The sequence below is a fragment of the Acinetobacter sp. YH12095 genome, assembly GCF_013419245.1.
Taxonomy (GTDB): Bacteria; Pseudomonadota; Gammaproteobacteria; order Pseudomonadales; family Moraxellaceae; genus Acinetobacter; species Acinetobacter towneri.
In genome coordinates, this window is sequence record NZ_VPAL01000017.1 from 15,668 (window position 1) to 41,548 (window position 25,881).

22 protein-coding genes, 1 tRNA gene and 2 pseudogenes are annotated in these 25,881 nt (G+C 38.2%); 12 read left to right on the forward strand and 13 right to left on the reverse strand.

What is annotated here, in order from left to right:
* Positions 1-7: 7 nt before the first annotated feature.
* Positions 8-1,129, reverse strand: coding sequence for a bifunctional 3,4-dihydroxy-2-butanone-4-phosphate synthase/GTP cyclohydrolase II (gene ribBA / locus FTU35_RS10845; protein ID WP_096902634.1), 1,122 nt, complete (start codon positions 1,127-1,129; stop codon positions 8-10).
* A gap of 346 nt (positions 1,130-1,475) precedes the next feature.
* Positions 1,476-1,646, reverse strand: a pseudogene (locus FTU35_RS10850) (secretion protein HlyD); the annotation flags it as partial.
* Positions 1,647-1,889: 243 nt separating this feature from the next.
* On the opposite strand from FTU35_RS10850, the gene FTU35_RS10855 reads away from it, so the two are divergent.
* The gene (locus FTU35_RS10855) at positions 1,890-2,540 is read left to right on the forward strand and encodes a response regulator transcription factor (protein WP_004974358.1); all 651 of its coding nucleotides are present in this window, start codon (positions 1,890-1,892) and stop codon (positions 2,538-2,540) included.
* A gap of 1,008 nt (positions 2,541-3,548) precedes the next feature.
* Here FTU35_RS10855 and FTU35_RS10860 read toward each other — a convergent pair.
* The 3 genes from FTU35_RS10860 to FTU35_RS10870 form a co-directional block, all read right to left on the reverse strand.
* Entirely contained in the window at positions 3,549-4,544 is a 996-nt protein-coding gene (locus FTU35_RS10860; protein ID WP_180037915.1) for a hypothetical protein, read from the reverse strand.
* Positions 4,545-4,616: 72 nt separating this feature from the next.
* A complete protein-coding gene (locus FTU35_RS10865; RefSeq protein ID WP_180037913.1) occupies positions 4,617-5,705 on the reverse strand; it encodes an inovirus-type Gp2 protein in 1,089 nt (362 codons plus the stop codon).
* Positions 5,706-5,990: 285 nt separating this feature from the next.
* Positions 5,991-6,218: an AlpA family transcriptional regulator gene (locus FTU35_RS10870; protein WP_017400743.1), complete on the reverse strand. Its 228-nt coding sequence runs from the start codon at positions 6,216-6,218 to the stop codon at positions 5,991-5,993.
* 86 nt (positions 6,219-6,304) lie between these two features.
* On the opposite strand from FTU35_RS10870, the gene FTU35_RS10875 reads away from it, so the two are divergent.
* Positions 6,305-7,729 (forward strand): hypothetical protein, encoded by a 1,425-nt coding sequence (locus FTU35_RS10875; RefSeq protein WP_017400744.1) that lies wholly within the window; start codon positions 6,305-6,307, stop codon positions 7,727-7,729.
* A 76-nt stretch (positions 7,730-7,805) separates the two neighbouring features.
* Here the strand turns inward: FTU35_RS10875 and FTU35_RS10880 are convergent, their stop codons facing one another.
* From FTU35_RS10880 to FTU35_RS10890, 4 genes are read right to left on the reverse strand one after another with little or no spacing between them, the layout of a single operon-like run.
* The gene (locus FTU35_RS10880; protein WP_180037911.1) at positions 7,806-8,447 is read right to left on the reverse strand and encodes a hypothetical protein; all 642 of its coding nucleotides are present in this window, start codon (positions 8,445-8,447) and stop codon (positions 7,806-7,808) included.
* Between the two features lie 17 nt (positions 8,448-8,464).
* On the reverse strand, positions 8,465-8,689 hold the full coding sequence (locus FTU35_RS10885; RefSeq protein WP_180037909.1) for a hypothetical protein: 225 nt from the start codon (positions 8,687-8,689) through the stop codon (positions 8,465-8,467).
* On the reverse strand, positions 8,690-8,818 hold the full coding sequence (locus tag FTU35_RS13490) for a hypothetical protein (RefSeq protein ID WP_257222700.1): 129 nt from the start codon (positions 8,816-8,818) through the stop codon (positions 8,690-8,692). It lies immediately after the preceding gene.
* Between the two features lie 2 nt (positions 8,819-8,820).
* The gene (locus tag FTU35_RS10890; protein WP_180037908.1) at positions 8,821-9,075 is read right to left on the reverse strand and encodes a hypothetical protein; all 255 of its coding nucleotides are present in this window, start codon (positions 9,073-9,075) and stop codon (positions 8,821-8,823) included.
* Between the two features lie 694 nt (positions 9,076-9,769).
* On the opposite strand from FTU35_RS10890, the gene FTU35_RS10895 reads away from it, so the two are divergent.
* A complete protein-coding gene (locus tag FTU35_RS10895) occupies positions 9,770-10,981 on the forward strand; it encodes a hypothetical protein (RefSeq protein WP_180037906.1) in 1,212 nt (403 codons plus the stop codon).
* 110 nt (positions 10,982-11,091) lie between these two features.
* On the opposite strand, the gene FTU35_RS10900 is transcribed toward FTU35_RS10895, so the two are convergent.
* Positions 11,092-11,475 (reverse strand): hypothetical protein, encoded by a 384-nt coding sequence (locus FTU35_RS10900; RefSeq protein WP_180037904.1) that lies wholly within the window; start codon positions 11,473-11,475, stop codon positions 11,092-11,094.
* A 142-nt stretch (positions 11,476-11,617) separates the two neighbouring features.
* Between FTU35_RS10900 and FTU35_RS10905 the strand changes: the two genes are divergently transcribed.
* From FTU35_RS10905 to FTU35_RS10920, 4 genes are all read left to right on the forward strand, one after another.
* Positions 11,618-11,905: a hypothetical protein gene (locus tag FTU35_RS10905; RefSeq protein WP_180037902.1), complete on the forward strand. Its 288-nt coding sequence runs from the start codon at positions 11,618-11,620 to the stop codon at positions 11,903-11,905.
* Between the two features lie 45 nt (positions 11,906-11,950).
* Positions 11,951-12,994 (forward strand): DUF932 domain-containing protein, encoded by a 1,044-nt coding sequence (locus FTU35_RS10910; protein ID WP_180037900.1) that lies wholly within the window; start codon positions 11,951-11,953, stop codon positions 12,992-12,994.
* A gap of 155 nt (positions 12,995-13,149) precedes the next feature.
* Positions 13,150-14,190, forward strand: coding sequence for a YqaJ viral recombinase family protein (locus FTU35_RS10915; protein WP_180037898.1), 1,041 nt, complete (start codon positions 13,150-13,152; stop codon positions 14,188-14,190).
* Positions 14,191-14,374: 184 nt separating this feature from the next.
* Positions 14,375-15,277 (forward strand): hydrolase or metal-binding protein, encoded by a 903-nt coding sequence (locus tag FTU35_RS10920; RefSeq protein ID WP_180037897.1) that lies wholly within the window; start codon positions 14,375-14,377, stop codon positions 15,275-15,277.
* Between the two features lie 285 nt (positions 15,278-15,562).
* Here the strand turns inward: FTU35_RS10920 and FTU35_RS10925 are convergent.
* A protein-coding gene (locus FTU35_RS10925; protein WP_180037941.1) for an IS5 family transposase occupies positions 15,563-16,385 on the reverse strand; the annotation gives its coding sequence in 2 pieces (ribosomal slippage) (positions 15,563-16,003 and positions 16,005-16,385; 822 coding nt in all).
* A 611-nt stretch (positions 16,386-16,996) separates the two neighbouring features.
* On the opposite strand from FTU35_RS10925, the gene FTU35_RS10930 reads away from it, so the two are divergent.
* The 4 genes and pseudogenes from FTU35_RS10930 to FTU35_RS10945 form a co-directional block, all read left to right on the forward strand.
* A complete protein-coding gene (locus FTU35_RS10930; RefSeq protein WP_180038338.1) occupies positions 16,997-17,683 on the forward strand; it encodes a hypothetical protein in 687 nt (228 codons plus the stop codon).
* Complete coding sequence (locus FTU35_RS10935; protein WP_180038336.1) at positions 17,673-19,280, forward strand: Eco57I restriction-modification methylase domain-containing protein; 1,608 nt, start codon at positions 17,673-17,675, stop codon at positions 19,278-19,280. The genes FTU35_RS10930 and FTU35_RS10935 overlap by 11 nt, the downstream gene beginning before the upstream one ends.
* A 3-nt stretch (positions 19,281-19,283) precedes the next feature.
* Entirely contained in the window at positions 19,284-21,797 is a 2,514-nt protein-coding gene (locus FTU35_RS10940) for a DEAD/DEAH box helicase family protein (RefSeq protein ID WP_180038335.1), read from the forward strand.
* 321 nt (positions 21,798-22,118) lie between these two features.
* A pseudogene (locus FTU35_RS10945) lies at positions 22,119-22,343 on the forward strand (Fic family protein); the annotation flags it as partial.
* A gap of 25 nt (positions 22,344-22,368) precedes the next feature.
* Here FTU35_RS10945 and FTU35_RS10950 read toward each other — a convergent pair.
* Positions 22,369-23,565 carry an integrase arm-type DNA-binding domain-containing protein gene (locus tag FTU35_RS10950; protein ID WP_180064726.1) on the reverse strand — a complete coding sequence of 399 codons (1,197 nt, stop codon included), beginning with the start codon at positions 23,563-23,565 and terminating at the stop codon, positions 22,369-22,371.
* A 183-nt stretch (positions 23,566-23,748) separates the two neighbouring features.
* Positions 23,749-23,839: transfer RNA gene (locus FTU35_RS10955), tRNA-Ser, on the reverse strand.
* 119 nt (positions 23,840-23,958) lie between these two features.
* Between FTU35_RS10955 and FTU35_RS10960 the strand changes: the two genes are divergently transcribed.
* Positions 23,959-25,839: a potassium transporter Kup gene (locus tag FTU35_RS10960; protein ID WP_004974367.1), complete on the forward strand. Its 1,881-nt coding sequence runs from the start codon at positions 23,959-23,961 to the stop codon at positions 25,837-25,839.
* The last annotated feature ends 42 nt before the right edge of the window (positions 25,840-25,881 follow it).

The following is a 25,881-nucleotide window of genomic DNA, read 5'->3' on the forward strand; positions in this document are numbered from 1 at the left end:
ACCTCGATTATTTCTCTGATGTTGGATCTGCGGTGATATATTCCACCACTTCTAAGTTAAAGCCTGATAAAGCATTGAAACGTAATGGTGAGCTGAGTAGCTTCATTTTTTCAACGCCTAAATCACGTAAAATTTGTGCACCCACGCCAATGGTTTGGTATTGCTGTGACAATGCAGCATTGGCTTTGCCTTGTTTCGGGGATTTAAGGCTGTCTAGGGCAGGGCCCAAGTCTTGCAATTGAGCTTGACCAATCCAGACCAAAACACCACGTTCACTGTTGGCAATTTCTTTTAAAGCACGGTCTAAATTCCAAGTTGCCGAACCATCTGCTTTTTTCAGCTTCAGCAAATCACGGGTTGGATTAAAACCATGCACACGTACTGTGGTAACGCCTTCTTTCGGCTCGCCTTTGACCAATGCCAAGTGAATGTCTGGGTTCCCCAGTTCACGGTAGCGATATAAGTCAAAAGTACCATATTCGGTGTCGATGCTTTGCTGATCCAAACGCTCTACAGTTTGTTCATTGGTCATGCGATAGTGGATTAAATCGGCAATAGTACCAATTTTTAACCCGTGCTTTTCAGCAAAAATTTCTAAATCTGGACGACGCGCCATCGTGCCGTCTTCATTGATGATTTCACAAATTACCGATGCAGGCTCTAAACCTGCCAAACGGGCAAGATCACAACCTGCTTCGGTATGTCCTGCACGGTGCAATACACCACCTGGCTGTGCCATGAGTGGGAAAATATGCCCAGGCTGAACAATATCGGCAGGCTTGGCATGTGCAGCGACAGCGGTTTGAATGGTATGCGCACGTTCTGCGGCAGAAATACCCGTGGTAATGCCTTCAGCAGCTTCAATCGACAAAGTAAAGTTCGTACCGTGTTGTGCACCATTGGCATCAACCATTAACGGTAGGTTTAATTGCTGGCAACGGTCACGACTTAAGGTTAAGCAAACAAGACCACGCGCGTGTGTGATCATGAAGTTGATATCTTCAGGGCGAACGTGGGTTGCGGCAATGACTAAATCACCTTCATTTTCACGATCTTCATCATCCATGAGGATGACCATTTTTCCTGCACGGATATCTGCTACAAGCTCTTCGACAGTATTGAGCGGCATCAACCTTCACCTTCTTATTTGTCTGAAACGACATTGAATGAGAGAGATGCATAGTCTAACGGTTTTTTACCTGTTTTGCCTATGCTTATCATTTTCATTGCGTGACTTATGGTTATACACAGTGTCATCAGGCTTGAAAAGAGGCGAAAATAAGGATTTACTGCGTTGCTGTAGATTGTTTAGGCCATTAAGATGAAATGCAAAATCTGTGAAAAATAAAACTGTAGAGGGCATAGGATATTATCGCCCTCATTCTCGCCTTCATTTGAACCCAATTGGGTTTTGGGAGAAGGCAAGAATCAGGGATGAGATGATTCATTAAATTCAGGTATAAGCGAATTTCTGTTTAGCGCTCACGCAAGGCTTCTTTGGCTTTGTTGAATGGTTTGATCAGATAATCCAACACCGTTTTTTCACCCGTTTTAATATCGACTGTTGCGACCATGCCCGGGGTAATATCAAACGCTTGTCCTGTTTTGTTGCTGAGTTTGTCTGAATCGGTACGGATATAAACCCTTATCTTGGGATATTTTCTATTTCATATTACATCTTGTTTTGAGCGTTTTGGTTGTAAAATAAAACTGATTAAAAAATCCACAAAATGATCAACCTTTTTGACTGAGCGCTGAAAACATAAAAAATAAACACTTTTCTGTGATTAATTGCACAATAAATGCAAAAAAGTCATGTCTTGCATATCCTTAATTGTCTTTGTGTGGTTAGAATATAACAACTGTGCCCAAGATCTCTCACGTCCGTTATGAATATATTAATCGTTGATGATCATCCGCTGTTTCGCCATGCCTTAATTCAGGCGGTTCGTTATAGCTTACCGCAAGCTCAAATTCATGAAACTGCTGCAGTCAATGAATTGTACGAGCGTTTGGAAAATGGACCTGAGCCTGATCTTGTTTTATTGGACTTGAATTTACCAGGGGCATCGGGCTTTTCTGCATTGGTGCATGTGCGTGCGCAATATCCATCTATCCCAATTATTGTGGTGTCCGCTCACGAAGAAGCATCGATTATTCAACGTTCAATTGCGCATGGGGCGATGGGTTATATCCCAAAATCGGCACATCCGAGCCATATTGGTGAAGCAATTCGTCAAGTTTTAGAAGGTGAGATTTGGTTGCCGCCAAATTTGGCTGCGAATGTTAACTTTGACCCTCGCGCTGCAGATGAAACGGCTTTGGCTGAACGTATTCAGTCTTTAACACCACAGCAATTCCGTGTATTGATGATGGTGGCAGAAGGTTTGTTGAATAAACAAATTGCCTATGAATTAGATGTTTCTGAAGCGACGATTAAAGCGCATGTGACCGCAATTTTCCGTAAATTGGGTGTGCAAAATCGTACTCAGGCGGTATTGGCAATCAATGCTTTAAATATTGAAGAAAAGAAAATGTAAGATGTGACTGATCTGTAAAAGATGAGTTTAAAACCGCTATGTTGATCTGGAAGATTGAGCAGTGGTTTTTTATTGGGTGTTTGGTTGATAATGACCTTTTTAGAAAGCTAATTCACTTTAGGATGTGACATTTGGCGTTCAGGTTGTTGATGTGCTTAAAAACCTAAAAGGAATATTGTCTTATGTCTTTAGCTGTATGGCCTGAAACATATTCAGGCTGTCATGTCGATAAAACCGATAAAAATCGACATGAGAGAGTTGTCATGTCGATGACATAAACATATTTAGGTTGTCATGTTGATAAAATGAGTAAAAATCAACATGAGCTGAATAGCATATCAGTTTAATGATAGGCGACATGCCTCTTTTGAGATTCTTAGGCTTTGATTGTATCTGTACCCATAAATCCAATCGTGTGAAGTTGTCCTCAGCGAGAAAACCCGCCACTAATAAGAAATACATAGAAGGACGAATATATTTTAATAGTAATAGATGAATGGTGATTTGAATAAATCATACCTAAGTGAGTAGGGGGCTTCCCCCTATATGGGTTCAACTTTTAGAATTCACGATAACCAAGCCCGCCAGCCGTGATATGTGCTAGATTTCGATCATAGGTAATTATTTGGCTTTCTTTTCCGATGGTTTTATTTTTCTGACTTGAGCATCTGTAAGCATTGCAATGATTCCACAGAATTGGGGGTATAGTTTTGGGGGTAATTTATTATACCCCTAGTTATAACCCCAACTAGATCAAGCTTGCAATAGATAAAGTGGATTGCATTAAACATAAAAAAGGCCTAAACCCTTTAGATTCAAGCCCTTAAAACTACGGGATAATACCGTAAACAACTAATTTGGCGAAAGAGGGAATCATATTTTTACCATAACATATTGATAAATTGTAAAAAAAATATTTAATGTTTTATTTAATCCCCCAATCATCCCCCATGGGTAATTGGTTGGATGTAAAGAAGGGCTCTTAGCCCTTCATTATCAGAAGTCAAATCAACATTCTTTATAGATGAACTTTGGTGAAACGAATTCAGATTCGTAATAGACATAAATGTATTTAGCAAGCATTTGACCAAAAAAAGTTTTCCATGTCTTTTCATTTGTGCCGTCTACGCCCTGAATATCCATTTTATAGTCAATTTCTTGGATTTTTAACGTAATATTGGAGTTTGGTGCAATAATAAGATAGCTGTCATTTCTTAGTGTTATGCAATCTTTCATTGAAAGAGGGGGGCATTCACGTTCTGTTGCACAATATACATTTAAGACATAATTGTCTGATAAATCACGTTGTACGCAAAAAAATAAAGCCAAAATTTCAGATCGATGATTTTCATGAAATTTATTGATCATACTGGTAATTTGTTGGGTTAAAGCTTTTTCCAAAGCTATCTTATCTTTTAAAAACGTACATTCTTTTACATTGAAGACATAGGTAAAATGATTGAGGTTAAATCGTAGATAAGTTTTAAACAATGTTTTCATCATACGTGCATTTGCTTTTTTTATATCATTGATTAATGAAATACGTTTATTACGATCAGCCTGTGCAATTTTACTGGTCCAATGACTTTTTAATTCATATACGAATACATCTACAGCAGGTTTTATCCCCTCAATATATTGTTCATTGTGTAACAATATTGGATTAATAGGACCATCCGAATTGTAGCCCAAATTTGCATATGCCTTTTGCACAGCCATCACGCTTTGACTGATTTTGAATGTTGAATGTTCTAGCAGCAGGGTACTTATGGGATTAATTGATTGTAAATAATAAAATGCATGATCTGTATGTGGAGTGTTGCAGACATAGTATTGGGTATAAGTCTGAGCGTTCTTTTTAGTTTTTTTCTTGAACGGTTCATACTTAGGATTTGTGATGATTTCTGAAACTTTTTGCATAATGGATAGGTTAAACTCACCCGTACACAAATAAGGTAGATTGGTGCTTTCTGTAGTATTCGTAGGTTGCATTAGCATGTTCATGGTGGTTTCGTATTTTTTAAATAAGGGTGTTGATGCTCTCTGCCTTAGAGAGCATGATTTGAAAATTTTGAATTAGACTGATATTGATCCTGCGTTGATATTACGAGGCCTTCCAGCTTTGCTTTTTTCAAGCTTGCGAGTGCTATAGCCAAAAGTACGATGGTTCTTAAGCGTTTTTTCGATAATGAACTGATCGACTTTGGTGATGTAATCCACGACCATATACAGTGCGTTGATTTTTTCTTGGTCATCATGAACAAGTGTGCCAATTGCGAGTTTTCTGTAAGAACCCTTGTTGTGGTTACAACTATGGTAATAGCCTTTATTTAGGGTAATGTCTTTCCATAATTTAATGAGTTGACCTACAAAGTAAGTCTCTTGTTTATGGATATTGCCATCCATGAAAAAGATAAAATGATAATGATAGCCTTTCTGTATCCCATACTCTAATTTCCAAATATAGCCGGCAATGGGGGGTACTTTGTCATTCGGAGTATGAAGTTTTTTTAAGAAAATGCTCATGTAGGTTTTCATTAGTTCAAGTGTGATGTTGAATTTTCGATCAATTGAAAAATCAATCCTGAGTACTAGTAATTTACTGAATTTACTAATTAATTTATTGATAAGCCGTTTGGCTTTCTTCTTCTGATTAATGCTTTTTTCTTTGCGTAGTTGCACTGCTTTTTTATAGTCTGCATCAGTCGATAATGCCTCAAAGAGATGTTGGTAGAACTCGTTTAAAATTTGAGCTTTGAGCTTGTAATGAGCTGTACTGATCGCTATTGGTTCGTTGTGAGCAAGTTGCCAAAAGTTTGTAGAAGTATCATTTACAATATGTGAAGGCAGATATTCCACGCAGATCTTACGAAATAGATCTGTCTCAGCACTTGTGTACGTGACATCATATATAAATCTTGGGTCAATTCTTTTAAACGTATTATGTATTGCCGAATGATCTATTAGATAAGATTGTTTTCTTTTTGGATGAGATCTATATACATCGTTATTTCCATACGTTGACATCTTTTTAATGAGTTGAATGACAGTATTTTTGTGTATTGCTTCATCATCATCAATAATTACAATATTCTCTTCATCTATTTCACATATAGAATATTTTTCATAATAATCATCATGATAGTCATTTAGGTCTGTGTTCATATAATACTCTTTTAGGTAAATTTTAAGTAAGTGAATCCCTACCAAGGCATTGGTAGCCTTGGTATGAGTCGTGATAAGTTTGATATAGGTTTTAGAAGAGTTGTACGATGGATAATGAATCTAATTAATGTAATATTTATCAATAGGATATATTGATTATTAGTACTTATTAATTAAATATAAAATCCTAAATTATTGAAAAATATGACAACGATGATTTCAATAATCCATTTCATCTTTTCCTCAGTAATATCGATTTTCATAATCGAAAGTCGATTTGGAAAGTTAGCAGGTAAAACGTTGCTCAGCTTTAAGCTCAAGCCATTGAATGAGTTCATGCTCAAACCAACCTACAGCGTTCAAACTAAGCTTGATAGGTTTTGGAAACGTTGGATCATAACGTTTCGATTTTTCATTTATCTTTTCATATATGACAGAACGACTTACACCTGTAATTTCAATGACCTTTTTTAGTCGATGGATTGTAGGTGGTTGTAATGTATTAGATTGCATAAGATTTGACTCCGTGATTGAATAAGCCAAAATTAACAACGTATCTTTGGAAAAAAAACAGCGAATGTAATTCCAAACGGGGAAGTATGAAAAAAAATTCAATAGAATTTCTTAAAACGGCATGTTTCATTCGTACCAAACAATTCATTGATCAGGAATTTGAGCGTTATGCATTCATGCATCGCTATCAGAAACAGTTAAATGATTTGAATGAATTAAATCAATTAATCGTAGAGAGAATGTCTCAAAAGATCGGTGCGGTTGGTAATTTTTTACCACATCATTCTGAAAGGAAAATTGAATCAGAAAAGTTTGTTGAAAATGAATTGAATCAAGAGACTCTAGAAAAAAAATTAGAAGAATCTAGTTTATATAATGATTTTCTAGCACAACATCCTGAAATGAAGTTTGTTGCAAATTTTATGAAATTTGATTCCAAAAAGTTTTTTGAGTTAGAGTTATTGGCTGTATTTTGGGGGGATACTCAATATGGATCTGATTTTAAATCACCCATTTTAGATTTTTTTCAGATTATTTCGAATCAAGAATTTAGAGACAGAGCCTTTCAAACTTTGAACTTTATTAGAGGTGATAAAGAATATAATCAATTATTTGAGAGCGCATTCTCACTTACAGATATTTATGATTTAGCTGCTTTAAGTTTTAGAATGCAATTTGATCCGCTCAAATTCTTAATGCCACTGTGTTTAGAGTTTCATACAACTTTTTCCCGATTACCTTTTCAGCATGAGTCACTAATTCATTATCATTCATTGATTAATTTTTTGACACCGTTGGATACATTGAGAAAAGATCAGAATAAAGTATGGGCACAACCAAAAAATAAATTAGCACAGCGTATTTTAAATGGTGAAGAAATTGATGAGAATACAGCCACTATTCCAGAAATAAAATTAACGTTTCAAGTTGCACTAGATAAAGGGCTCTCATTCTATGATGCAATGTATTTCTCTTTGCTTGATGTGCACAGTATTTTGGGGCGACAGCTTAGTGAAGGTAATTTAGAGCATATTCCATTCCAATTAGAACAACTCACCAATATGATTGAATTTTTATCGGACAAGACTACGAAAGTTCAAACACGACATCCAAAAGAAAAATCCCTAATCGTAAGCTTTCAAAGTTTAATCTTGCACTATTTTAACTTTTTCAAAGAAATGGAATATCGCGCGCATAAAAAGGTAACAATTCCCAATAGTTTTAACCAATTTTTATACGACTTACTTAATTTGAAAGAGCACAAAAATTACTATCACTATAAATTGAATCCAACACACTATAGGAATGATAGCGACAAGATTGATATCTTATATTCAACTCATATGGAAGATCTTTCTTTTTCATATGATCCAATAAAGAAGGCTTTAAAGAATAGAATAAAACAAGTTGACTATCCTCAGATTCTCAGACAACCAAATTTGCAAACCGAAGTGATTAATCTATCTTCGCTTATAAAAAGTGAAAAAGATTTTACTTTTGTTGAACGATAGTTATGATTAAAAAGTAGCTTCTAACAAAGGGCACTTAATCATTAAAAGTGCTCTCGTTATTGGTACTGTTCTAAGATCAAAACGTAATACTCAAACTCCCTTGATCAGTAATCAATTCAGCTTCAAGGACTTGATCACCACGACATTTCAGTAGATAAGAAACAGTAGAACTATAGTTCATTTGAACAGGAATTTTGCTATAGAAATCACCTGTATAAAAACCACAGCGACCACGGTTAATATTTAGTCCCTCTAAAGTAAAGGGTTGATCAGTGGTAGACTGAATTTCTAAAATGTACTCAATTGCTCCAGGCACATTAAATGCTGATTGAGATTCACGACTATTTATTCTGGCACGAACTGATACCTCTTGTTGCTCCATTTCCATCGGAATATTATTGCTATATTCAGGATTGTCGGGAGCAAGATCAGATTCCATCATAGCAGTCAGTGCTTCAGGATGCTTGTCCCAGTTATCGAGAAATGACTGTGCTTGTTTGACTGCTGCGGGCAGATACTCTAGGTCATTTTCCACGATTTGGGTTAAGGCTTGAATTTTGGCTTCAACGTCTTCTTTACTATATGGATCATATTTGGATTGTGCATTATGAGTAGAGCTGTTGGGTGTTTGATCTGTATTTTGATGAGTTGGTTGATTGTTCTGACTACAAGCTATTAAGAAAGTGGAAATGATTACTGTGGTTAAAATGGTTCTCATCGTTTAATCCCTTTCTGCTATTTAGAGCGCATGGTTAGAAATCCGACCAAGCATAAAATTAAAATGCCACCAATAATCTTTCCTACCGTGGGAAACATCACCGCAGGCCAAACAAGCCCCTGCCCAATATTGTAGGCAAAAGACTTATAGTTATACTGTCCCCAAAAATGCTGATAGATTGCAAAAAAGAAACCGATAATTAGATAAATACTGATTAATCCTGTTTTAATATTTGAGTTCATTTACTTTCCCCCAGTGGCAAATTTTGCCAATGCAATAAAAATTCCCATCACAATCATGAAGCCAATGAATGGCAAGCCTAAAAAGCAAATCATCGCAATGATGCAGATGATACCTGCAAGTGTTCTCATGGCTACTCCTTCATGCATTGATAAGAAATATTGACCATATCCATTTGGAAGGACTCGGTTTGTTGCAAGGTATAGAGATTATTTTTGAGTCCCTCTTCTCCATATTTACTTTCAAGTTCGTCGTAAATACATGAGCAGGTACTGCCATCAATACCACCTGTTTTGCATCCACTGATAAATTGACGTTCTGTTTTGCTGGCACAGCCTGATGCCATAAGTGCAAGTGTAATGAGTGCAAGTGAAGTATGAATTTTCATCATTTCCCCCGAATTATTGTTGTGTTATTTGGTGCGTTATTGATATTGCTAAATTTACTGAACAGTAGGCGAGACAAAGCCTGTAAAGGAATGTAGTCCTTTAGAACAATCCAATGAGCAATAAAGTTTACGAATGATGTCTAGGGCGACAAGGGGGGTGTTTTAGGGAAAACAATAAAGATAGAAAATGCTTAGTCATGGGTATGACTCCTTTGGCTATGAAAGAAGTTTCACCGCATTACTGCTAAATAATGGTGGCGAAACGAAAGAGGGTTAGCAGACTGATAGCCAAAGGATCAGCACACCCGAAGGTGTCCCCCTCCCGTTCCGCCGCAGAGGGGGCACGCAGGGATTCCCACCAAAAAGTTAAACTTTTTAGTGTATGGCTAAACGGTCTGCTAAAACCGACTGACGATGTAGGTCAGCAATTGAATGATAAATTTAAGGTAGGGCTTAGTCAATCAAGCTTATAAAAAATGAGAAAGATCAAATGATGTAGCTTTGAGTTGACTTCAAAATAAGGATAGTAAATAATCTGCTACAGGTTGCGTTGACCCCACTAGCACAGCAATTAGTAAAAAAAACGATTACAACTTATTCTGATAACCATCTATTCATAACTGTGATCTTGTAGATCCCAATATGAGGTTTAAAGCTGTGCACCTTATATTGAGTGAATCTTAAAGGATCAGTCATGCCAATCGCTAAACATATAAAGTCTCTAGTTGAAAGACTTAATTCAGAAATCGCTTTTTATAATCTTAAATTTGAGCCATTAAAGTCTTCACATGGCTATGATTTGCTTTCTTGTTTATGTGGTTTAGATAAATATCATTTTCAGCAAGTTGGCTTCGTTTCTACTAGCCTTTTTTTGAATGTTCCGGCTTATCAGCCAGTAGGGTGGAATCATCACATTGGACTTGATCAAGCACTTGAACAGCTCATTTGTAAGAAAACAGGATTACACAGTAAAGAGCATTTCTATATTTTAGGTGGACTTGTTGCTCAACTGACAATGCATGGTTTTAAGGGGGAGGGAGAGTGTATTCGACATCCTGATCAATTGATCGCTATGCTTCGGGAACTCTATAACACGGATAAATCTGTGTTAGAACATTTGGATAGCATTGTTGAGCTAATTGATAATCTTGAATATGTCGAAAATAAAAAATCTAAGAATCTAAAGTTACCTCACTATTGGATTTTACATTGGTGCTATGCAGTACTGCGTAAACACGAAATAATGATCAAAAAAGAGATTCTGGCAAATAATAAAATCCTTACCAAACAGCAAGCCTTGCTTATGGTATATCAGCCATATTTTGAGTGTGCGCAAGGTGCTTTAGAAAAATACTATGCTTGGTGTATAGAGCAAAACTTTGATCAGGCAGTGGACTTTAATGAACAATTCAAAGCAGTTTTGTTTACCAGTAGTTATGATCAAACTCATGCCTTTGCTATGCCAGCTCAAAATCATGAATTGCAATTAATTACGTCGAGAAAGACCAGTAATATATTTTATCAAATTGATGATGTTCATCAGGGGGAATATGAAACATGGAATTCATTTTACCGACTGATGAATGAGGCGGAACGTGAAGCTGTAACAGATGAAGAAAGTATCATCCTGATTCTTTTGCAACGACATTTTAGAAAAGATGCGCTTGGCAGAGATGATACAGGTATGGATTTTGTTGTTATCAATACATACCAATATTTGTTTTCTGATGAGTTTGAGGATGAGTTGAAGCAGCGTTTTCCTTTGCTGAATGAGAGAGGGCGTCAGCATCAACTTGAACAGAAAGCTTTGTCTATTTATAGTCAAATGTATCGCCATTACTTGAAGCACAAGAAATTTGATGATTATCAATTGCCAGAATTAGTTGGAATTAAAGCAACTGAATGATGTGTTGAAAGCGTCAAGAGATGGCATAAATATAAATTAAATATTTAGCTGAATACTAAGGGTGGAAGGAGGGATGTAGCAACATCCCTTCACTGCTATGTTGATGGAAGTTATTCTTTTGGAGGTAGAACTTTTCCACCTTTACTTGCAGGTGCAAGCATAGATTTTACCCATTCCTGAGATAAAAATTTAGGTTTTTCTGAGGTTGGATGTGATGATACAAATTGATCTGGCTGAGTGATAGCATCAGTTGTGACCTTTGTTTGCTTTGGGGACTTTAACGGTTTTGTGTAAGACATTGCTTGAATCGCATGTTGCTCGTCCACAATACCTTTGGCAACTTTATCTAATTTTCCTGTACGTGTTGCATGTTGGATTTGATGCTTCGTATAGCCATACTTTGCACAAAAATCTGCAATTCGAATGTGTGTCATAATTTTAAAACCATTTTGTATTTTTTTTATCGTACTGATTTTATATAACAAATCAATCATTAAATTGAATCATATTCTAAATTATTTCAGATACATAACATCCTAATGAGAATCATGAAGCTCTTTCGAGTACACATGAAAATATGAAAACAAAGCCTGCCTTCGAGCAGGCTTTTTTATGCCCAAAATTAGGAGTCAAGTCATGAGCTTGAATTGTCCCTTTTGTCATTCAACCGACATCATGATTGTTGAAGCGAATGCGCAACAAGCAAATTCAACATTATCAAATCTTGCATCACCCGCAGCTTTAGGGGCCTTAGGTACAACCGTTGCGAAGTCTTTCAATTTGCCTCCCATCGTTGGAGGAATTGCAGGAACTGTACTCGGTGGTTTGTTTAATTCTTTTACAGAACAAAGCACACCTCCGCAGCAAAATTTGTGCTTCTGCCATAACTGTTACCAAAAGTTCCCCATTCAATATCTGAATTAAGAACAGATCCAATTTTTCAATATGATTTTAAAAAGGAATAAAACTATGGCACATCAACTTGAACAAATGGCTTATGTCGGTGAAACCCCTTGGCATGGGCTAGGGAATCAACTAAGTCAAAACCAACCGATTGAGGTCTGGGCACAGCAGGCAGGCATGGACTGGCGTATCGAGTCATCCAATGTCAGTTATATGGCACAGAATGAACGTGGGCAAAGCATCATCATGCCGTATGAAGACCAGCGTGTACTGTACCGTTCTGATACTCATGCACCTTTGTCAGTGGTCAGTCAACGTTTTCAGGAAGTCCAACCTCGTGAGATCTTAGAGTTCTATCGTGATCTAACTGAACAATCAGGCTTTGAATTGGAAACCGCAGGCGTGCTTAAAGGTGGCAAGAAATTCTGGGCGCTGGCACGGACAGGACAAAGTTCAGCACTAAAAGGAAAGGATGTCAGTAATGGCTATATTCTTCTTGCAACTGCATGTGATGGAACACTGGCGACAACAGCACAATTTACTTCCATCCGTGTCGTCTGCAACAACACCTTGGCGATTGCTTTACGTGGTCAGAACAGTAATGCAGGTGTAGTGAAAGTTCCGCATAGTACCAAGTTTGATGCAGATAAAGTCAAACAGCAATTGGGCATTTCAGTACGTGCATGGGATGAACACATGTATGAAATGAAGCAGCTCAGCCAGCGTAGAGTCACCCAAGGAGAAGCAGCAGCTTTCTTTGATGCAGTGTTCAACAACACCAGCATGAGTGTGGCAGATCAGGAGGACAATATTATTCAGTTCTACCGTGATGTTGCGACTCAGGCAGCGCAGGTAAATGCCAAGGAAAAAGCTGAACCTAATGCCAAGGCGATGACAAAAGCAATGGATATGTTTAATGGTCAGGGACGTGGTGCAGAGTTGAGTTCTGCTAAAGGAACAGCCTATGGATTACTGTGTTCAATTACAGAATTTATTGATCATGAACGACGTGCCATGAGTACAGATCATCGACTCGATTCAGCTTGGTTTGGTGCAGGAGCAGCGATCAAGCAACGTGGACTCGAACAGGCTTTGCGTATGGTGTCATAGCGTAGAAATTTGAGTTTCTTGCAATGGAAAGTTAGACCTAACCAAGCATTTTTAAATGGAATTTCGAATTTTAAAAATTATTAAAACCACATCTTCGGGTGTGGTTTTTTATGCCCTTTATTTGCCACTATCCATATAAAATGAGGAAGCAAGCTATGAATACAGCAATATTAAACCCATCCATTCAACAAGCCAGTAAACCCTTTAACGCCCCAAAACTGTTTACAGCAAAACGCTTGGTGAATACCAAAAATATGACTCAATCTGACTGGCTTGAAGTCAGACGACAAGGTATTGGCAGTAGTGATTGTGCAGCAGCCTGTGGATTGAATCCCTATATGTCGATGCTCGAACTTTGGATGATCAAGACAGGGCGAGTCAAACAATCGATTGAAGATGAAAGTTCAGGACATGCACCACTCTATTGGGGTAAGCAGCTAGAACCATTGGTGGCTGAGTACTACAGCATGCACACCAATAACAAGGTACGCAGAATCAATGCAGTGCTTCAGCATCCAGATCCTGATAAGCATTTTATGCTTGCCAATCTGGATTACTCCGTTGTGGGTAGTGATGAAGTTCAAATTCTGGAATGCAAAACAGCAGGAGAGTACGGTGCAAAACTTTGGCGAGATGGTGTGCCTTTATATGTCTTGTGTCAGGTACAACATCAATTGGCAGTGACAGGCAAACGCGCAGCACATGTTTGTGTGTTGATCTGTGGTCATGAAACCAAAATCTTCAAAGTGACGCGCTCCGAATCTGTGATCCAGCATATCATCAATGCAGAACGTTACTTCTGGGAGTGTGTGGAAAAAGACACACCACCTGATGTAGATGCCAGTGAATCGGCAGCCAAAGCCATACAGCAGCTTTATCCACAACATATTCCGTTGACTTTTGAAGACTTGAGTCATAACGAACAAGCCAATCAATTGTTTGCTCAACTGATTCAAGAAAAGCATCACATTGAGCTGCATCAAAATAACTTTGATGAAACTAAGCATCAAATCCAGATGTTGATGAAGGATGCTGAACGAGCAACCTTTGCCAATGGTTCGGTGACGTGGAAGAAATCCAAAGATTCAATCAGTTTAGACAGCAAAGCCTTACTCAAACTTCACCCAGAAATGCTTGAGCAGTTTCCGCAAAACAAAGCAGGAACACGACGCTTTCAGATCTATACCAATGACTGAATTCATCACGTCGATATTTCCAGTCTTCAAAAAAGCGCAAAAAACCACCCCCGACCTACCGACTCCCGAAGGAGCGGTAGGCCAACAATGGCGGTCTTTGCATTTCATCTGATCTTTAAACGGTTTTGTATTTGCTTACATAACAAAGGGTCAACAGTAAAATTTTATTTAGAGGAAAACTATCATGATTAAAGGTTTAGCAATTACACCACCAATTTTAGGACGAATCAGCATAGGTCGTGTGGTGGAAAAGAATGGCAAGCGTCTGCCAGAGAAAGATGACCAGTTTACGATTACCAGTCAGATCCAAAGCAAAGAAGGCTGGATTAAACATCCCCTAGATGAACAGCTACGTGCAAACGCAACGAATGGGAAGTTGAGATCCATTCCCGTGCGGATGATCTTTAATGATCCCGAACTCAATCTTCGAGCTGAATACAGTTTATTTGATCGACAGACGGGCAGACCTGTTTGTGTGGGTAATGGTGACACATGCCAACGTATTACTCATCAAGGGGTTGAACAACATCCATGTCCATCACCTGATTTGTGTGCTTTAGCGCAAGGTGGCAACTGTAAACCTTATGGTCGTTTACATGTGAATCTGGATGACTCGGATGAGCTGGGTACATTTATCTTTAGAACCACAGGCTTTAATAGTATCCGAACATTAGCAGCACGTTTGAGTTACTACCATGCAGCATCGGGTGGCTTGTTGTCGTGCTTGCCATTGCAGCTCACACTACGGGGCAAGAGCACTACACAGAGCTATCGTCAGCCTGTGTACTACGTGGATCTGACTCTGCGTGATGGGAGTAGTTTGAATGATGCGATTGCCCAAGCTAAACAGATTGATGAACAGAGCAAGCATGCTGGGTTTTATCAAGAGGCATTGGATCACGTCGCAAGACAGGGCTTTGCGAATGCCCGATTTGAAGCGGATATGGAGGAGGGCTTGAGTGTGGTGGATGAGTTTTACAGTGACCAGCAAAATGTTGTTGAAGTGCAGCCTGATTCTATTGCTCTAACAACGGATTTTATAAATATTAAACAGGGGCTTAGAAAAACTGTTAAGGCTGAAGTTTGAAGCAAGTCATTGAAATATAAAAATAAGGGAGTCAGTCTCCTTTATTTTTTTTTCATGTGTATAGATTCTGCTGGAAGTAGTCTTTATTAGTATTACAACTATCATAGCTGATACAACCTCCATTAATAGGATTTTTTGAGTTTTTAAATACAACTCTTTATCAATAGGTATTCATATTGTGTAAATTTAGATGTTTGTTTTTTAATGTAATAAATAGTAAATTTGCGTATGATATTTATTGTTGAATAAAAATCTACTATTCCAGTAGACCTCTTGCGAAAGTCGTTATTGCAAGTTAATTCGGTTTACCAGTGCAGCGATTAAGTTAATGCGTAAACCGAATCTTTTCCGTCTATTTCGATAGCGTTCACTTAATATTCTAAATGTTTTCAATTGACTATTGATGTGTTCGATCACAACTCGTATTTTTCCAAGCATTTTATTGTACTTTTTCTCAGCATCAAATAAAGGTAAATTCTTCTTTTTCTTAATTGGCATCAATAACTTAAATCCATCTTGTTCTAATCTATAGTACCCTAAATCCGTCAGAACATATTCACAATGTTTAAACTTCTTAACCGTTTTTCTTGCCAGTTTAATATCATGCTGACTGCCATTTGATACATCGATCCCTATGATTTGTTTGCTCTGCGGATGATAGATCACTTGGGTTTTTAGTGTATGTTTCTTCTTTTTATCACTGTAGAACTTACTCTGGTTTTTTTTTCGGGCGTTCTATTGAACATTCTGTCGCATCAATAATGACCCAGTTAAAGTGTTCGTCTGCTGTGGTAATACTTCGTTTTGGCAGAGTAAAACATCTCGATTTCATCAAAGCATCTTCAACCTTTTTAATGGTTCGATTCACATTACTTTCAGCGATATGGTAGTATGCCGCCAATTCTAGTTGAGTGTTGTAGTTGCGTAAGTAATTGAGCGTTAATAACAATTGATCCTCTATAGCTAAAGTATGAGGACGACCTGATTTCTTTTTAAGTGATTCTGCTTTTTTTATAACATCGACCATTTCAGTAAAAACTGGTCGAGGTACATCAACCAAGCGCTTAAATTCAGAATCTGAAAAACGGTTTAATTTCTCATATCTCATGAAATCTATATTCAGGCATTTTTTACTTTCGCAAGAGGTCTATTGAATTCTGATCATCATCATTAATACAGTGTTGTAATGAAAATTTATTTTCTGAGTTTTCTGCATCAGTGATATCTGTATCACTTTTAGAAGACCTAGATGGGTTTGGATGATCCATAAGTTCTGATGTATCTAGTAAGTCTTGTTGATGATGAATCTTCTTTGTAGTGATAATTCTCTTTAGTAGGAGAAGTCATATTAGTTACGTTAGTTGAGTTAACAGTTGTAAAACTATCATGTAGTGGATGGGAGTTACTGTTTACGGTTGGTTGAGATTTGTCTTCTTCCTCCCATTTTTGCAATAAATTGTTCCAAATTCTATCAATTTGTTCTTCATGTTGAGCTAAATGAGTAGAGGAATTCATTTCATTTGACGATGGTAAAAATTTTTCTAACTCTGCAAGATTCGTTGGTGAAAAAGCAGAGTGGTTATTTGCACAAAAACAAGCTATTTTAGCGATTTAAATTCAAGATGGTACATTGGGTGCTGTTTCGTTTTTAAAATCAAAAATACGCTTTCCTATGAATAAATAGCGATATAAGAGTGAATAAGCAGGTAAACTATTAATATGTCAGTAGAAATATCTCAAGTTAAGTCAAAAAAACGTACTCGTGACTACGGTGAGGTATTTACCAATGACCGTGAAGTCAATGCTATGTTAGATTTAGTTAAAGACGAAAGCGAGCGTGTTGATTCAAGGTTTTTAGAACCTGCCTGTGGCACAGGCAATTTTTTAGCCAAAATTTTAGAACGTAAGTTAGGAACAGTTAATCGTTTGGCTAAAAAAAATCAAACAAACTACGAGAGACATGCTATCTTAGCAATATCTTCGATTTATGGCATTGAATTGCTTGAAGATAATCTTATTGAGTGTCGTAAACGGTTATACGACATTTTGGTAAAAGATTATGAAAGTAAATATAGCAAAACCCAAGAAGATTTTATCAATACAATTGAATACTTATTGAGAACGAATATTTTGCATGGTGATGCGTTGTCGCTAAAGCAAAACAATGGTGAACCAATTGTTTTTCCCCAATGGGCATTTATTAACAATAGCTTGGTTCAACGGCATGACTTTATTTATGAATACCTGATGCCGTCAGAAGCAGAATCCGAAAATCTATTATCAGACGAAGAACGGGGTTCTTATGCGTATTCTGAAACAGGTGAGCGAAAATTCTTTCCAAAATCTTTTAAATTATATGCCCCCACACATTTTTTAAAGCTATGGGAACAGTCATATGGTAACTGAAAATCCATTTAATGAAGCATTATCAGAGAATCAAGATAAAGGGCAGCTAAGTCTATTCGTTAATTATAATCCTGATGTCTTAAATTGTTTGGCAAATCTGTCAAGTGATGAAGTTTTCACGCCACCTGATATCGCCAATCGTATGCTCGACTTGTTACCGAAAAAGCTATGGTCAAATAAAAATGCGACATTTCTTGACCCATTTTGCAAATCAGGGGTATTTTTGCGTGAGATTGTCTTACGACTGAATGAAGGATTAAAGTCGCAGATACCGACTGAACAAGAACGTTTTAATCATATTTTGACCAAACAGGTATTTGGTCTAGGGATTACCCTACTAACGGCTTTAATTTCTCGTAGAACGCTGTACTGTTCAAAACAAGCAAACGGTAAATTATCCGCTTGTACAGCGTTTAATGATGAGAATGGCAATATCTTTTATCAGCGATTGGAACATCGTTGGGGCAATGATGGCAAGTGTAGTGAGTGTGGGGCATCACGCAATGAGTATGATTTTGTATCAGATAATCGTGAAAATCATGCGTATGCCTTTATTCATGGCAATCCTTTGGCATTACTAGAAAATCGTTTTAAAGAATTGGGGAAAGAAATGAAGTTTGATGTAATTATCGGCAATCCACCCTATCAAATGAGTGATGGTGGTGCTCAGGCGAGTGCCAAACCTATTTATCATTTATTTGTTCAGCAAGCTAAAAAGCTAAACCCTAATCATCTATTAATGATTGTTCCATCCCGTTGGTTCGCAGGGGGTAAAGGACTGGATGAATTTCGTGATGAAATGCTCAATGATAAACGTGTAAAAGAAATTCATGATTATCCGAATGCTGCGGATTGTTTTCCGCAAATTGACTTGTCAGGTGGCGTGAATTTCTTCCATTGGGATAGTAATTATAATGGCGATTGTACTATTGCCACCTATGATAGCAAAGGTTGCTCTTCAAAAATGTCAAGACCTTTAAAGGAAGAAGGGATTGATATTTTAATACGCTACAATCAAGGTGTTGAGATTATTAGAAAAATTAGAAAATTCAAAGAAAAAAGCTTTGCTGATATTGTTAGTGCAAGAAAGCCTTTTGGTTTAGATAGCACATTTCGAGGTAAACCAAACAAGTTTGAAAACTCAGTTTTAGTTTATCAAAATCAAAATAGTGCAAGCATTGGCTATCAAGACAGAGGGTTAATTCTTAAAAATAAAGCCTTAATCGATAAATATAAAGTTTTTATATCATACTCTTATGGAGAAAGGATTTCTGAATATTTTTGGGTAATCGGCAAACCGTTTGTGGGTGAACCCAATACTATTTGTACTGAAACCTATCTTGTGGTTGGTGATTTTGATGATAAACAGACCGCAGAGAATGTGATTTCTTACATGAAAACAAGGTTTTTTAGATTTTTAATTCTTTTGATAAAAAATACTCAACATGCAACTCAAAAAGTTTACCAACTAGTTCCAATGCAGGACTTTTCAAAACCTTGGACGGATGAAGAACTTTATAAAAAATATAAACTAACCAAAAAAGAAATCGCCTTTATCGAAAAAATGGTTCGTCCAATGGATGCAGAACAGGATTAGACTATGAGCAATGAATTACTCACTACCCAACTAAAAAAGCCTACCATCTACGCCTATAGTGACATCCGATATAATGGCAAGCTAAAAGTAGGCTATACCGCCACAAAAACTGCTGAAGAACGAGTTAGAGAACAATATCCAGTCAAAACGCCATCACAAAGTTGGACACTTTTGCTAGACGAACCTGCAATCCGTGAAGATGGTTCATTCTTTACCGACCATGATGTACATAGAACCCTTAAAAAACACGGTATTGAGCGAGATGCAGGTGAGTGGTTTGATTGCGATATCAAAGCGGTGCAAGCAGCACTCATGGAAATCCGTACTGGTAAGCCTAACATCGAACATCGCACCCAAAGTTTTAAAATGCGTCCTGAGCAACAAGAAGCCGTTGAACGTACAGCTCAGTATTTTACCAACATAAAGCAAGAAGAAGCCTATCGTAACAAAGAACCGCATTTTTTGTGGAATGCCAAAATGCGTTTTGGTAAAACGTTTACCGCCTATCAACTGGCAAAAAAAATGGGTTGGAAGAAAATACTAATTTTGACTTTCAAACCTGCGGTGCATAACGCATGGCAAGAAGACCTAGAAAATCATATTGATTTTGAAGGTTGGCAGTTCGTCAGTAATAACGAAAATACCTTAACCTATGAAGAAGCAGATAAAACTAAACCTATCGTTTGCTTTGGCTCATTCCAAGACTATCTTGGTAAAAATAAAGCCACAGGTGGTATTAAAACCAAAAACGAATGGGTACATGCTACTAACTGGGATTGTGTGATTTTTGACGAATATCACTATGGGGCATGGCGTGAAACCGCCAAAGACTTATTTGATAATGATGAAGCCAAAGGTGAACAGGAGTACGCATTATCGACTGATTTGAAGAATTTCGATGAAGAATTACTACCCATTACTACAGAGCATTATCTTTATTTATCAGGTACGCCATTTAGAGCGTTAAATTCAGGCGAATTTATTGAAGAGCAAATCTACAACTGGACGTATTCTGACGAGCAAAAGGCAAAAGAAGAGTGGGCAACGCATTCAGATGAGCCCAATCCCTATGCAAGTTTACCTAAGATGGTCATGATGACGTATCAGCTACCTGATGCTGTCAAAACTATTGCTCAACAAGGTGAATTTAATGAATTTGACCTAAATGAGTTTTTCTTCGCTGAAGGTACAGGTAAAGATGCCAAATTCAAACATGAAGAATATGTGCAAAAATGGCTTGATTTAATGCGTAACGCCTTACCTGATGCTTATGTTGATAGTCTAAAACTAGGCAGACAAAAACCGCCTATGCCGTTTTCTGATGTCAATTTACTCGGTAATTTACTGCATACCTTTTGGTTTTTGCCATCAGTGGCTTCATGCGATGCAATGGAAAATCTGCTCAAACAACGCCAAAATGTGTTTTATCAAGATTATCAAATTGTCAATGCGTCAGGTACAAAGGCAGGTATTGGTAGTGAAGCTATTCCACCTGTTAAGCGAGCAATGGGTGAAAATCCATTGGCAAGCAAAAGTATAACGCTATCTTGCGGTAAATTAACCACAGGTGTATCAATTGCCCCTTGGACAGGCATACTCATGCTACGCAACATGACCAGTCCTGAAGGTTATTTTCAGGCAGCCTTTCGGGTGCAGACCCCTTGGGTAATGCGTGGACATAACCCCAATGACCCAAACAATGAAGAAATCATCAAAGAACAATGTTACGTCTTTGACTTTGCTCCAACACGAGCATTACGACAAATCTCTGACTATAGCTGTCGCCTAAATGTTGGTGAGCAAAGCCCTGAAAGAAAGGTTGAAGAGTTTATCCAGTTTTTGCCTGTACTGGCTTATGATGGCTCTAGTATGCGTCAAATTGATGCTGCTGGGGTGCTTGATATTGCCATGCAAGGAACCACCGCTACCTTGCTTGCTAAGCGTTGGGAAAGTGCATTATTGGTTAATGTCGATAACTTTACCCTACAGCGTTTCCTAGACAATGATGAAGCGATGCAAACGCTGCAAAAAATTGAAGGCTTTCGCTCCATCAATAAAGACATTGAAACCATTATCAATCGCTCAAATGAAGTCAAAAAAAGTAAAAAAGATAAAAATGACGATGAGACAATGAGCAAAACTGAAAAGGATGAACTAACCGCCAAAGAAAAAGAAATGAAAGGTCTGCGTAAGCAAATTCAAGAAAAGCTAATCAAATTTGCAACTCGTATTCCAATTTTTATGTATTTGACCGATTATCGGGAACATACCTTACATGATGTTATCACACAGCTTGAACCACAGTTATTTGAACGTGTAACTGGCTTGACCCAAGCGGATTTTAGATTGCTTGTTAACCTAAACTTGTTTAATGAATCACTGATGAATGATGCAGTTTATAAGTTTAAGCGTTATGAAGATGCAAGTACGAGCTATCATACGATGGATTGGGAACGGCATGAAACGGTGTTCTTGTACAATACTGAAGTAAGCCGTGAGTTGCTTGAGAAAAACTGATAGGTTTTATGATTGTGTTTTAGGGGCAACTAAGGCTTTTGGGTGTTAGTTGCTTTTTGTTTGATTTAATACAATGAACCTCTATTTTATTCATAAATTTACCCAAGCAAAGACTTACAAAACTGGCAAAATATCACCTATTAGGACTTACGCATTTCCTATCATTGCAAATCTAAAATAAGATGCTAGACCCCTACCTATGCAGAGGTGACGGAAATTTAAAGTGGCTCGTCATTCCTGCGAATGCAGGAAGCCAGTGTCTTTTGCGTAAGTCCTAACCTATAAAGAATTTATCAAAGAACCTGATAAAAAGAAAATCGAACCGCTCAAGATGGTGTACAAGTAAGCGATCAAGTTCGACATTTGGTTTCTGCATTAGGACAAGATGATTATACTTTGATTGAGTTGATGCAGCTGCTTGGTTTAACTCACAGAGCAACATTCCAAAAGAACTATCTGAATCCTGCAATAGAGTTAGGTTTGATCGAGCGGACTATTCCAGATAAGCCGAAAAGTCCGAAGCAAAGGTATCGCTTGAGAAAATAAGTTTTATGCATCCTAAGCACTGAAATTAAGCTCTTCTATTCTTAGGAAAAGGTACAATTTTATCCCTCAAGCTATCAATAAAATCAGACCATTCCTGCATCATCTTGGTTCGATACTCTAAATGTTGTGCATGATTGTATGCTTGAGAAACAACATTACCAACGGTGTGAGCTAGTTGAATTTCAATCGCATCATGCATATAACCTTGCTCATGTAGAGTTGTAGAGGCAAGCCCACGAAATCCATGCCCTGTCATTTTACCTGTATAACCCATCGTACGAATGGCACTTAAAAGGGCATTGTTACTTAAGGGCTTTGCAGTACTGTGATTATAAAAAACAAATTGTTTATTACCTGTAAGGGGTTTTAGATCTTCGATGAGTACAATAGCTTGTCGAGATAAAGGAACAATATGGGGTAGAGCCATTTTCATTTTATAAGCTGGGATGCGCCATAACTTATTTTCAAAATCAATTTCATCCCATTCCATGTTTATGAGCTCAGCTGTCCTCACAAAAGTTAAAGTCATAAACTGTAATGCTGTCTTAACTAAGATATTGCCGTGATAGTGATCCATTCGTTCTAAGAAAGGCGGAAATTCAGAAATATCTAAGCGAGCCATATGTTTTACTTTACGGGGCTTTAGTGCTTCCTGAAGATGAGGAGTCGGGTCATTCTCGATCAGACCTTTACGTATTGCAAAACGGAAAATACGTCCTGCTAAAGGTATAGAGCGTTTCGCCATCTCTTGTGCACCGCGAGCTTCAATCTGTTTAGCACAAGCAAGGATATCTTTACCCTTAATCTGATCAATAGGCATATGCCCTAATGCGGGGAAGAGATCCTTTTCAAAAACAGATAAGTCTCGTAAATATGTCCCTTCTTTAATAACAGGCTTTCGATCTTCCATCCATTCCATAGCGAGGGATTTGAAAAGAGTACTTTCATCAGTTTGTTGTAAGCGCTCATTCTTTATGGCATTCGGATCAATACCATTGTAAAGCTGAATACGTGCTTCATCACGTGCACGGCGAGCTTGAGCAAGTGTGATTTCTGGATAGCTGCCAATAGTTAAAGTGCTTTCACGGCCATTAAACCGATATTTTAAACGCCAGAACTTTCCACCAGATGGAGTGACCTCAAGATATAATCCTTTTTCGTCTGAGTATCGCTTTTTTTTATCAAGGGCTTTTATTTTTCTAACTTGAGCATCAGTAAGCATTTTTAATGGTATCCGTGCAAATTGGGGGACGAAAAATAACTTAAAAAATTTGTCCCCCAATTATCCCCCACGATATGGGGGATTGCAATGGATGTGCTAGGATTTTATAAAATAATAAAAAAGGCTTAAACCTATATAGTTTAAGCCTTTCAGTACCCCGTTGGATGCTACGGGAAGCTAATTTGGCGGTGAAAGAGGGATTCGAACCCTCGATACGCTATTAACGTATACACACTTTCCAGGCGTGCTCCTTCAGCCACTCGGACACTTCACCATAGGCGGTGGATAATAACCAAAAAATAGTACAAAGCCAAGTTGAAACATTTGATTTAGAGAAAAACTTTCAGCGTAGTGCTATGATTCTCAAAAATACCGTCTAAATCGAAGACACCTATGCAAAGTACTGCAAAAAAAGCAGCCTTACCCGTCATTACCTTGGCTGCGCTCGGCGTCGTATTTGGGGATATCGGAACCAGCCCCCTGTACGCCTTCCGACAAACTTTTTTAACGGCCCATCTTGCAATTACTCAAGCCAGTGTATTGGGAATTTTATCCCTGATTTTCTGGTGCATGATGCTCACCATCAGCTTCAAATACGTCACTATCATTATGCGTGCCGATAACAATGGCGAAGGCGGGATCATGTCATTATTGGCATTGAACCTGCGCACCACCCGCATTGCCGAAGACAAAAAAATCTTTCTGATCGCACTTGGCTTTATTGGTGCATCCCTGTTCTTTGGCGATGGCATTATCACCCCCGCCATTTCAGTATTGTCTGCCATTGAAGGACTAAGTATTGCCACGCCTATCTTTAATCAATGGCTCGTACCGCTCTCCATTGGTATTTTGGCAGGACTGTTCATTGTGCAGCGTCATGGTACAGGCACTATGGGCAAATTTTTTGGCCCACTGACTTTGCTGTGGTTTTTAGCCATTGGCGGTGCAGGGCTGCTCAGTATCATCCAAACCCCATTTGTATTGGCCATGGTCAGTCCACACTGGGCGTTTAACTTTGTAGTAGAGCAACCCTTTGTTGCATTTCTCACCATGGGTGCGGTGATTTTAACCATGACGGGTGGCGAAGCACTCTATGCCGATATGGGGCATTTTGGGCGGATGCCTATTCGCCTCGCGTGGTTTTTGATTGTCTTACCTTGCTTGTTATTGAATTACGCAGGACAAGGGGCATTATTGCTACGTAACCCTGCAGCGATTGAAAATCCGTTCTATATGTTGGTGCCTGAATGGGGCTTATACCCGATGATTGGTTTAGCCACAGCTGCAGCGGTGATCGCTTCTCAAGCGGTGATCACAGGGGTATTTTCAATGGTCAATCAGGCCATTCAATTGCGTTATTTACCACGCCTGACTGTACGTCACACGTCCGATGTTGAACGTGGTCAAATCTATTTGCCATTCATTAACTGGGCCTTATTTATTTCGGTGCTTATCTTAATTTTATTATTTGAAAATAGTGCCAGACTTGCCAGTGCTTATGGCGTGGCAGTGACCATGACCATGCTGTGTGGCACGATTTTAATTTCAGTGCTGGCCTATGGTTTTTGGCGTTGGCCGATGTGGAAAGTTGCCCTTTTTGCAGTGCCATTTTTAACCCTAGATTTAATTTTTGTGGCTTCGACCTCGCTCAAAATTGTGTCAGGGGGATGGGTGCCAATTTTAATTGGCGCCATCATGTATACCATTTTAATGACGTGGAAAGATGGTCGTGCATTGGTTTTCAATCGTTTGGAAAAAGATGCCTTGCCGATAGACCTATTCATTCACAGTATTAGTATGGGCAATGAAACCAAATTTGTCCCTGGCGATGCGATTTTCTTGACAGGTACGCCTAACATTGTGCCACATGCCATGTTGCATAATATTAAGCACAACAAGGTCTTACATGAACGCAATATCATGGTAACGGTCATCACGCGTGATATTCCATTTGTGGCGCAGCAAGATCGGATTCAAGTCGAAAAACTGGATGATCGTTTTTATCGGATTGCCATGTATTACGGTTTTAAAGATCAGCCAAATATTCCAAATGCCTTGAAACAAGCCTATGAACAGCTTGAGTTTGAATTCGATATGATGCAAATGAGCTTCTTTATTTCGCGTGATCGAATTGTGCATACGGTGGGCGATGGCATGTCACCGTGGCGTGAAAAACTGTTTATTTCAATGCAGCGCAATACCAGTCCTGTGAGTGATTTCTATCAAATTCCAACCAACCGTGTGGTGGAATTGGGTAGTCAAATCGAAATTTAAAAACTGCTCAATAGATTTTAAAAAACCAGCATTATAAAGTGC

What these genes read in the sequence shown, in the direction of transcription:
- ribBA (WP_096902634.1), bottom strand. Translation starts at nt 1,129, where the DNA reads ATGCCGCTCAATACTGTCGAAGAGCTTGTAGCAGATATCCGTGCAGGA.
- FTU35_RS10855 (WP_004974358.1), top strand. Translation starts at nt 1,890, where the DNA reads ATGAATATATTAATCGTTGATGATCATCCGCTGTTTCGCCATGCCTTA.
- FTU35_RS10860 (WP_180037915.1), bottom strand. Translation starts at nt 4,544, where the DNA reads ATGAACATGCTAATGCAACCTACGAATACTACAGAAAGCACCAATCTA.
- FTU35_RS10865 (WP_180037913.1), bottom strand. Translation starts at nt 5,705, where the DNA reads ATGAACACAGACCTAAATGACTATCATGATGATTATTATGAAAAATAT.
- FTU35_RS10870 (WP_017400743.1), bottom strand. Translation starts at nt 6,218, where the DNA reads ATGCAATCTAATACATTACAACCACCTACAATCCATCGACTAAAAAAG.
- FTU35_RS10875 (WP_017400744.1), top strand. Translation starts at nt 6,305, where the DNA reads ATGAAAAAAAATTCAATAGAATTTCTTAAAACGGCATGTTTCATTCGT.
- FTU35_RS10880 (WP_180037911.1), bottom strand. Translation starts at nt 8,447, where the DNA reads ATGAGAACCATTTTAACCACAGTAATCATTTCCACTTTCTTAATAGCT.
- FTU35_RS10885 (WP_180037909.1), bottom strand. Translation starts at nt 8,689, where the DNA reads ATGAACTCAAATATTAAAACAGGATTAATCAGTATTTATCTAATTATC.
- FTU35_RS13490 (WP_257222700.1), bottom strand. Translation starts at nt 8,818, where the DNA reads ATGAGAACACTTGCAGGTATCATCTGCATCATTGCGATGATTTGCTTT.
- FTU35_RS10890 (WP_180037908.1), bottom strand. Translation starts at nt 9,075, where the DNA reads ATGAAAATTCATACTTCACTTGCACTCATTACACTTGCACTTATGGCA.
- FTU35_RS10895 (WP_180037906.1), top strand. Translation starts at nt 9,770, where the DNA reads ATGCCAATCGCTAAACATATAAAGTCTCTAGTTGAAAGACTTAATTCA.
- FTU35_RS10900 (WP_180037904.1), bottom strand. Translation starts at nt 11,475, where the DNA reads ATGATTGATTTGTTATATAAAATCAGTACGATAAAAAAAATACAAAAT.
- FTU35_RS10905 (WP_180037902.1), top strand. Translation starts at nt 11,618, where the DNA reads ATGAGCTTGAATTGTCCCTTTTGTCATTCAACCGACATCATGATTGTT.
- FTU35_RS10910 (WP_180037900.1), top strand. Translation starts at nt 11,951, where the DNA reads ATGGCACATCAACTTGAACAAATGGCTTATGTCGGTGAAACCCCTTGG.
- FTU35_RS10915 (WP_180037898.1), top strand. Translation starts at nt 13,150, where the DNA reads ATGAATACAGCAATATTAAACCCATCCATTCAACAAGCCAGTAAACCC.
- FTU35_RS10920 (WP_180037897.1), top strand. Translation starts at nt 14,375, where the DNA reads ATGATTAAAGGTTTAGCAATTACACCACCAATTTTAGGACGAATCAGC.
- FTU35_RS10930 (WP_180038338.1), top strand. Translation starts at nt 16,997, where the DNA reads ATGTCAGTAGAAATATCTCAAGTTAAGTCAAAAAAACGTACTCGTGAC.
- FTU35_RS10935 (WP_180038336.1), top strand. Translation starts at nt 17,673, where the DNA reads ATGGTAACTGAAAATCCATTTAATGAAGCATTATCAGAGAATCAAGAT.
- FTU35_RS10940 (WP_180038335.1), top strand. Translation starts at nt 19,284, where the DNA reads ATGAGCAATGAATTACTCACTACCCAACTAAAAAAGCCTACCATCTAC.
- FTU35_RS10950 (WP_180064726.1), bottom strand. Translation starts at nt 23,565, where the DNA reads ATGCTTACTGATGCTCAAGTTAGAAAAATAAAAGCCCTTGATAAAAAA.
- FTU35_RS10960 (WP_004974367.1), top strand. Translation starts at nt 23,959, where the DNA reads ATGCAAAGTACTGCAAAAAAAGCAGCCTTACCCGTCATTACCTTGGCT.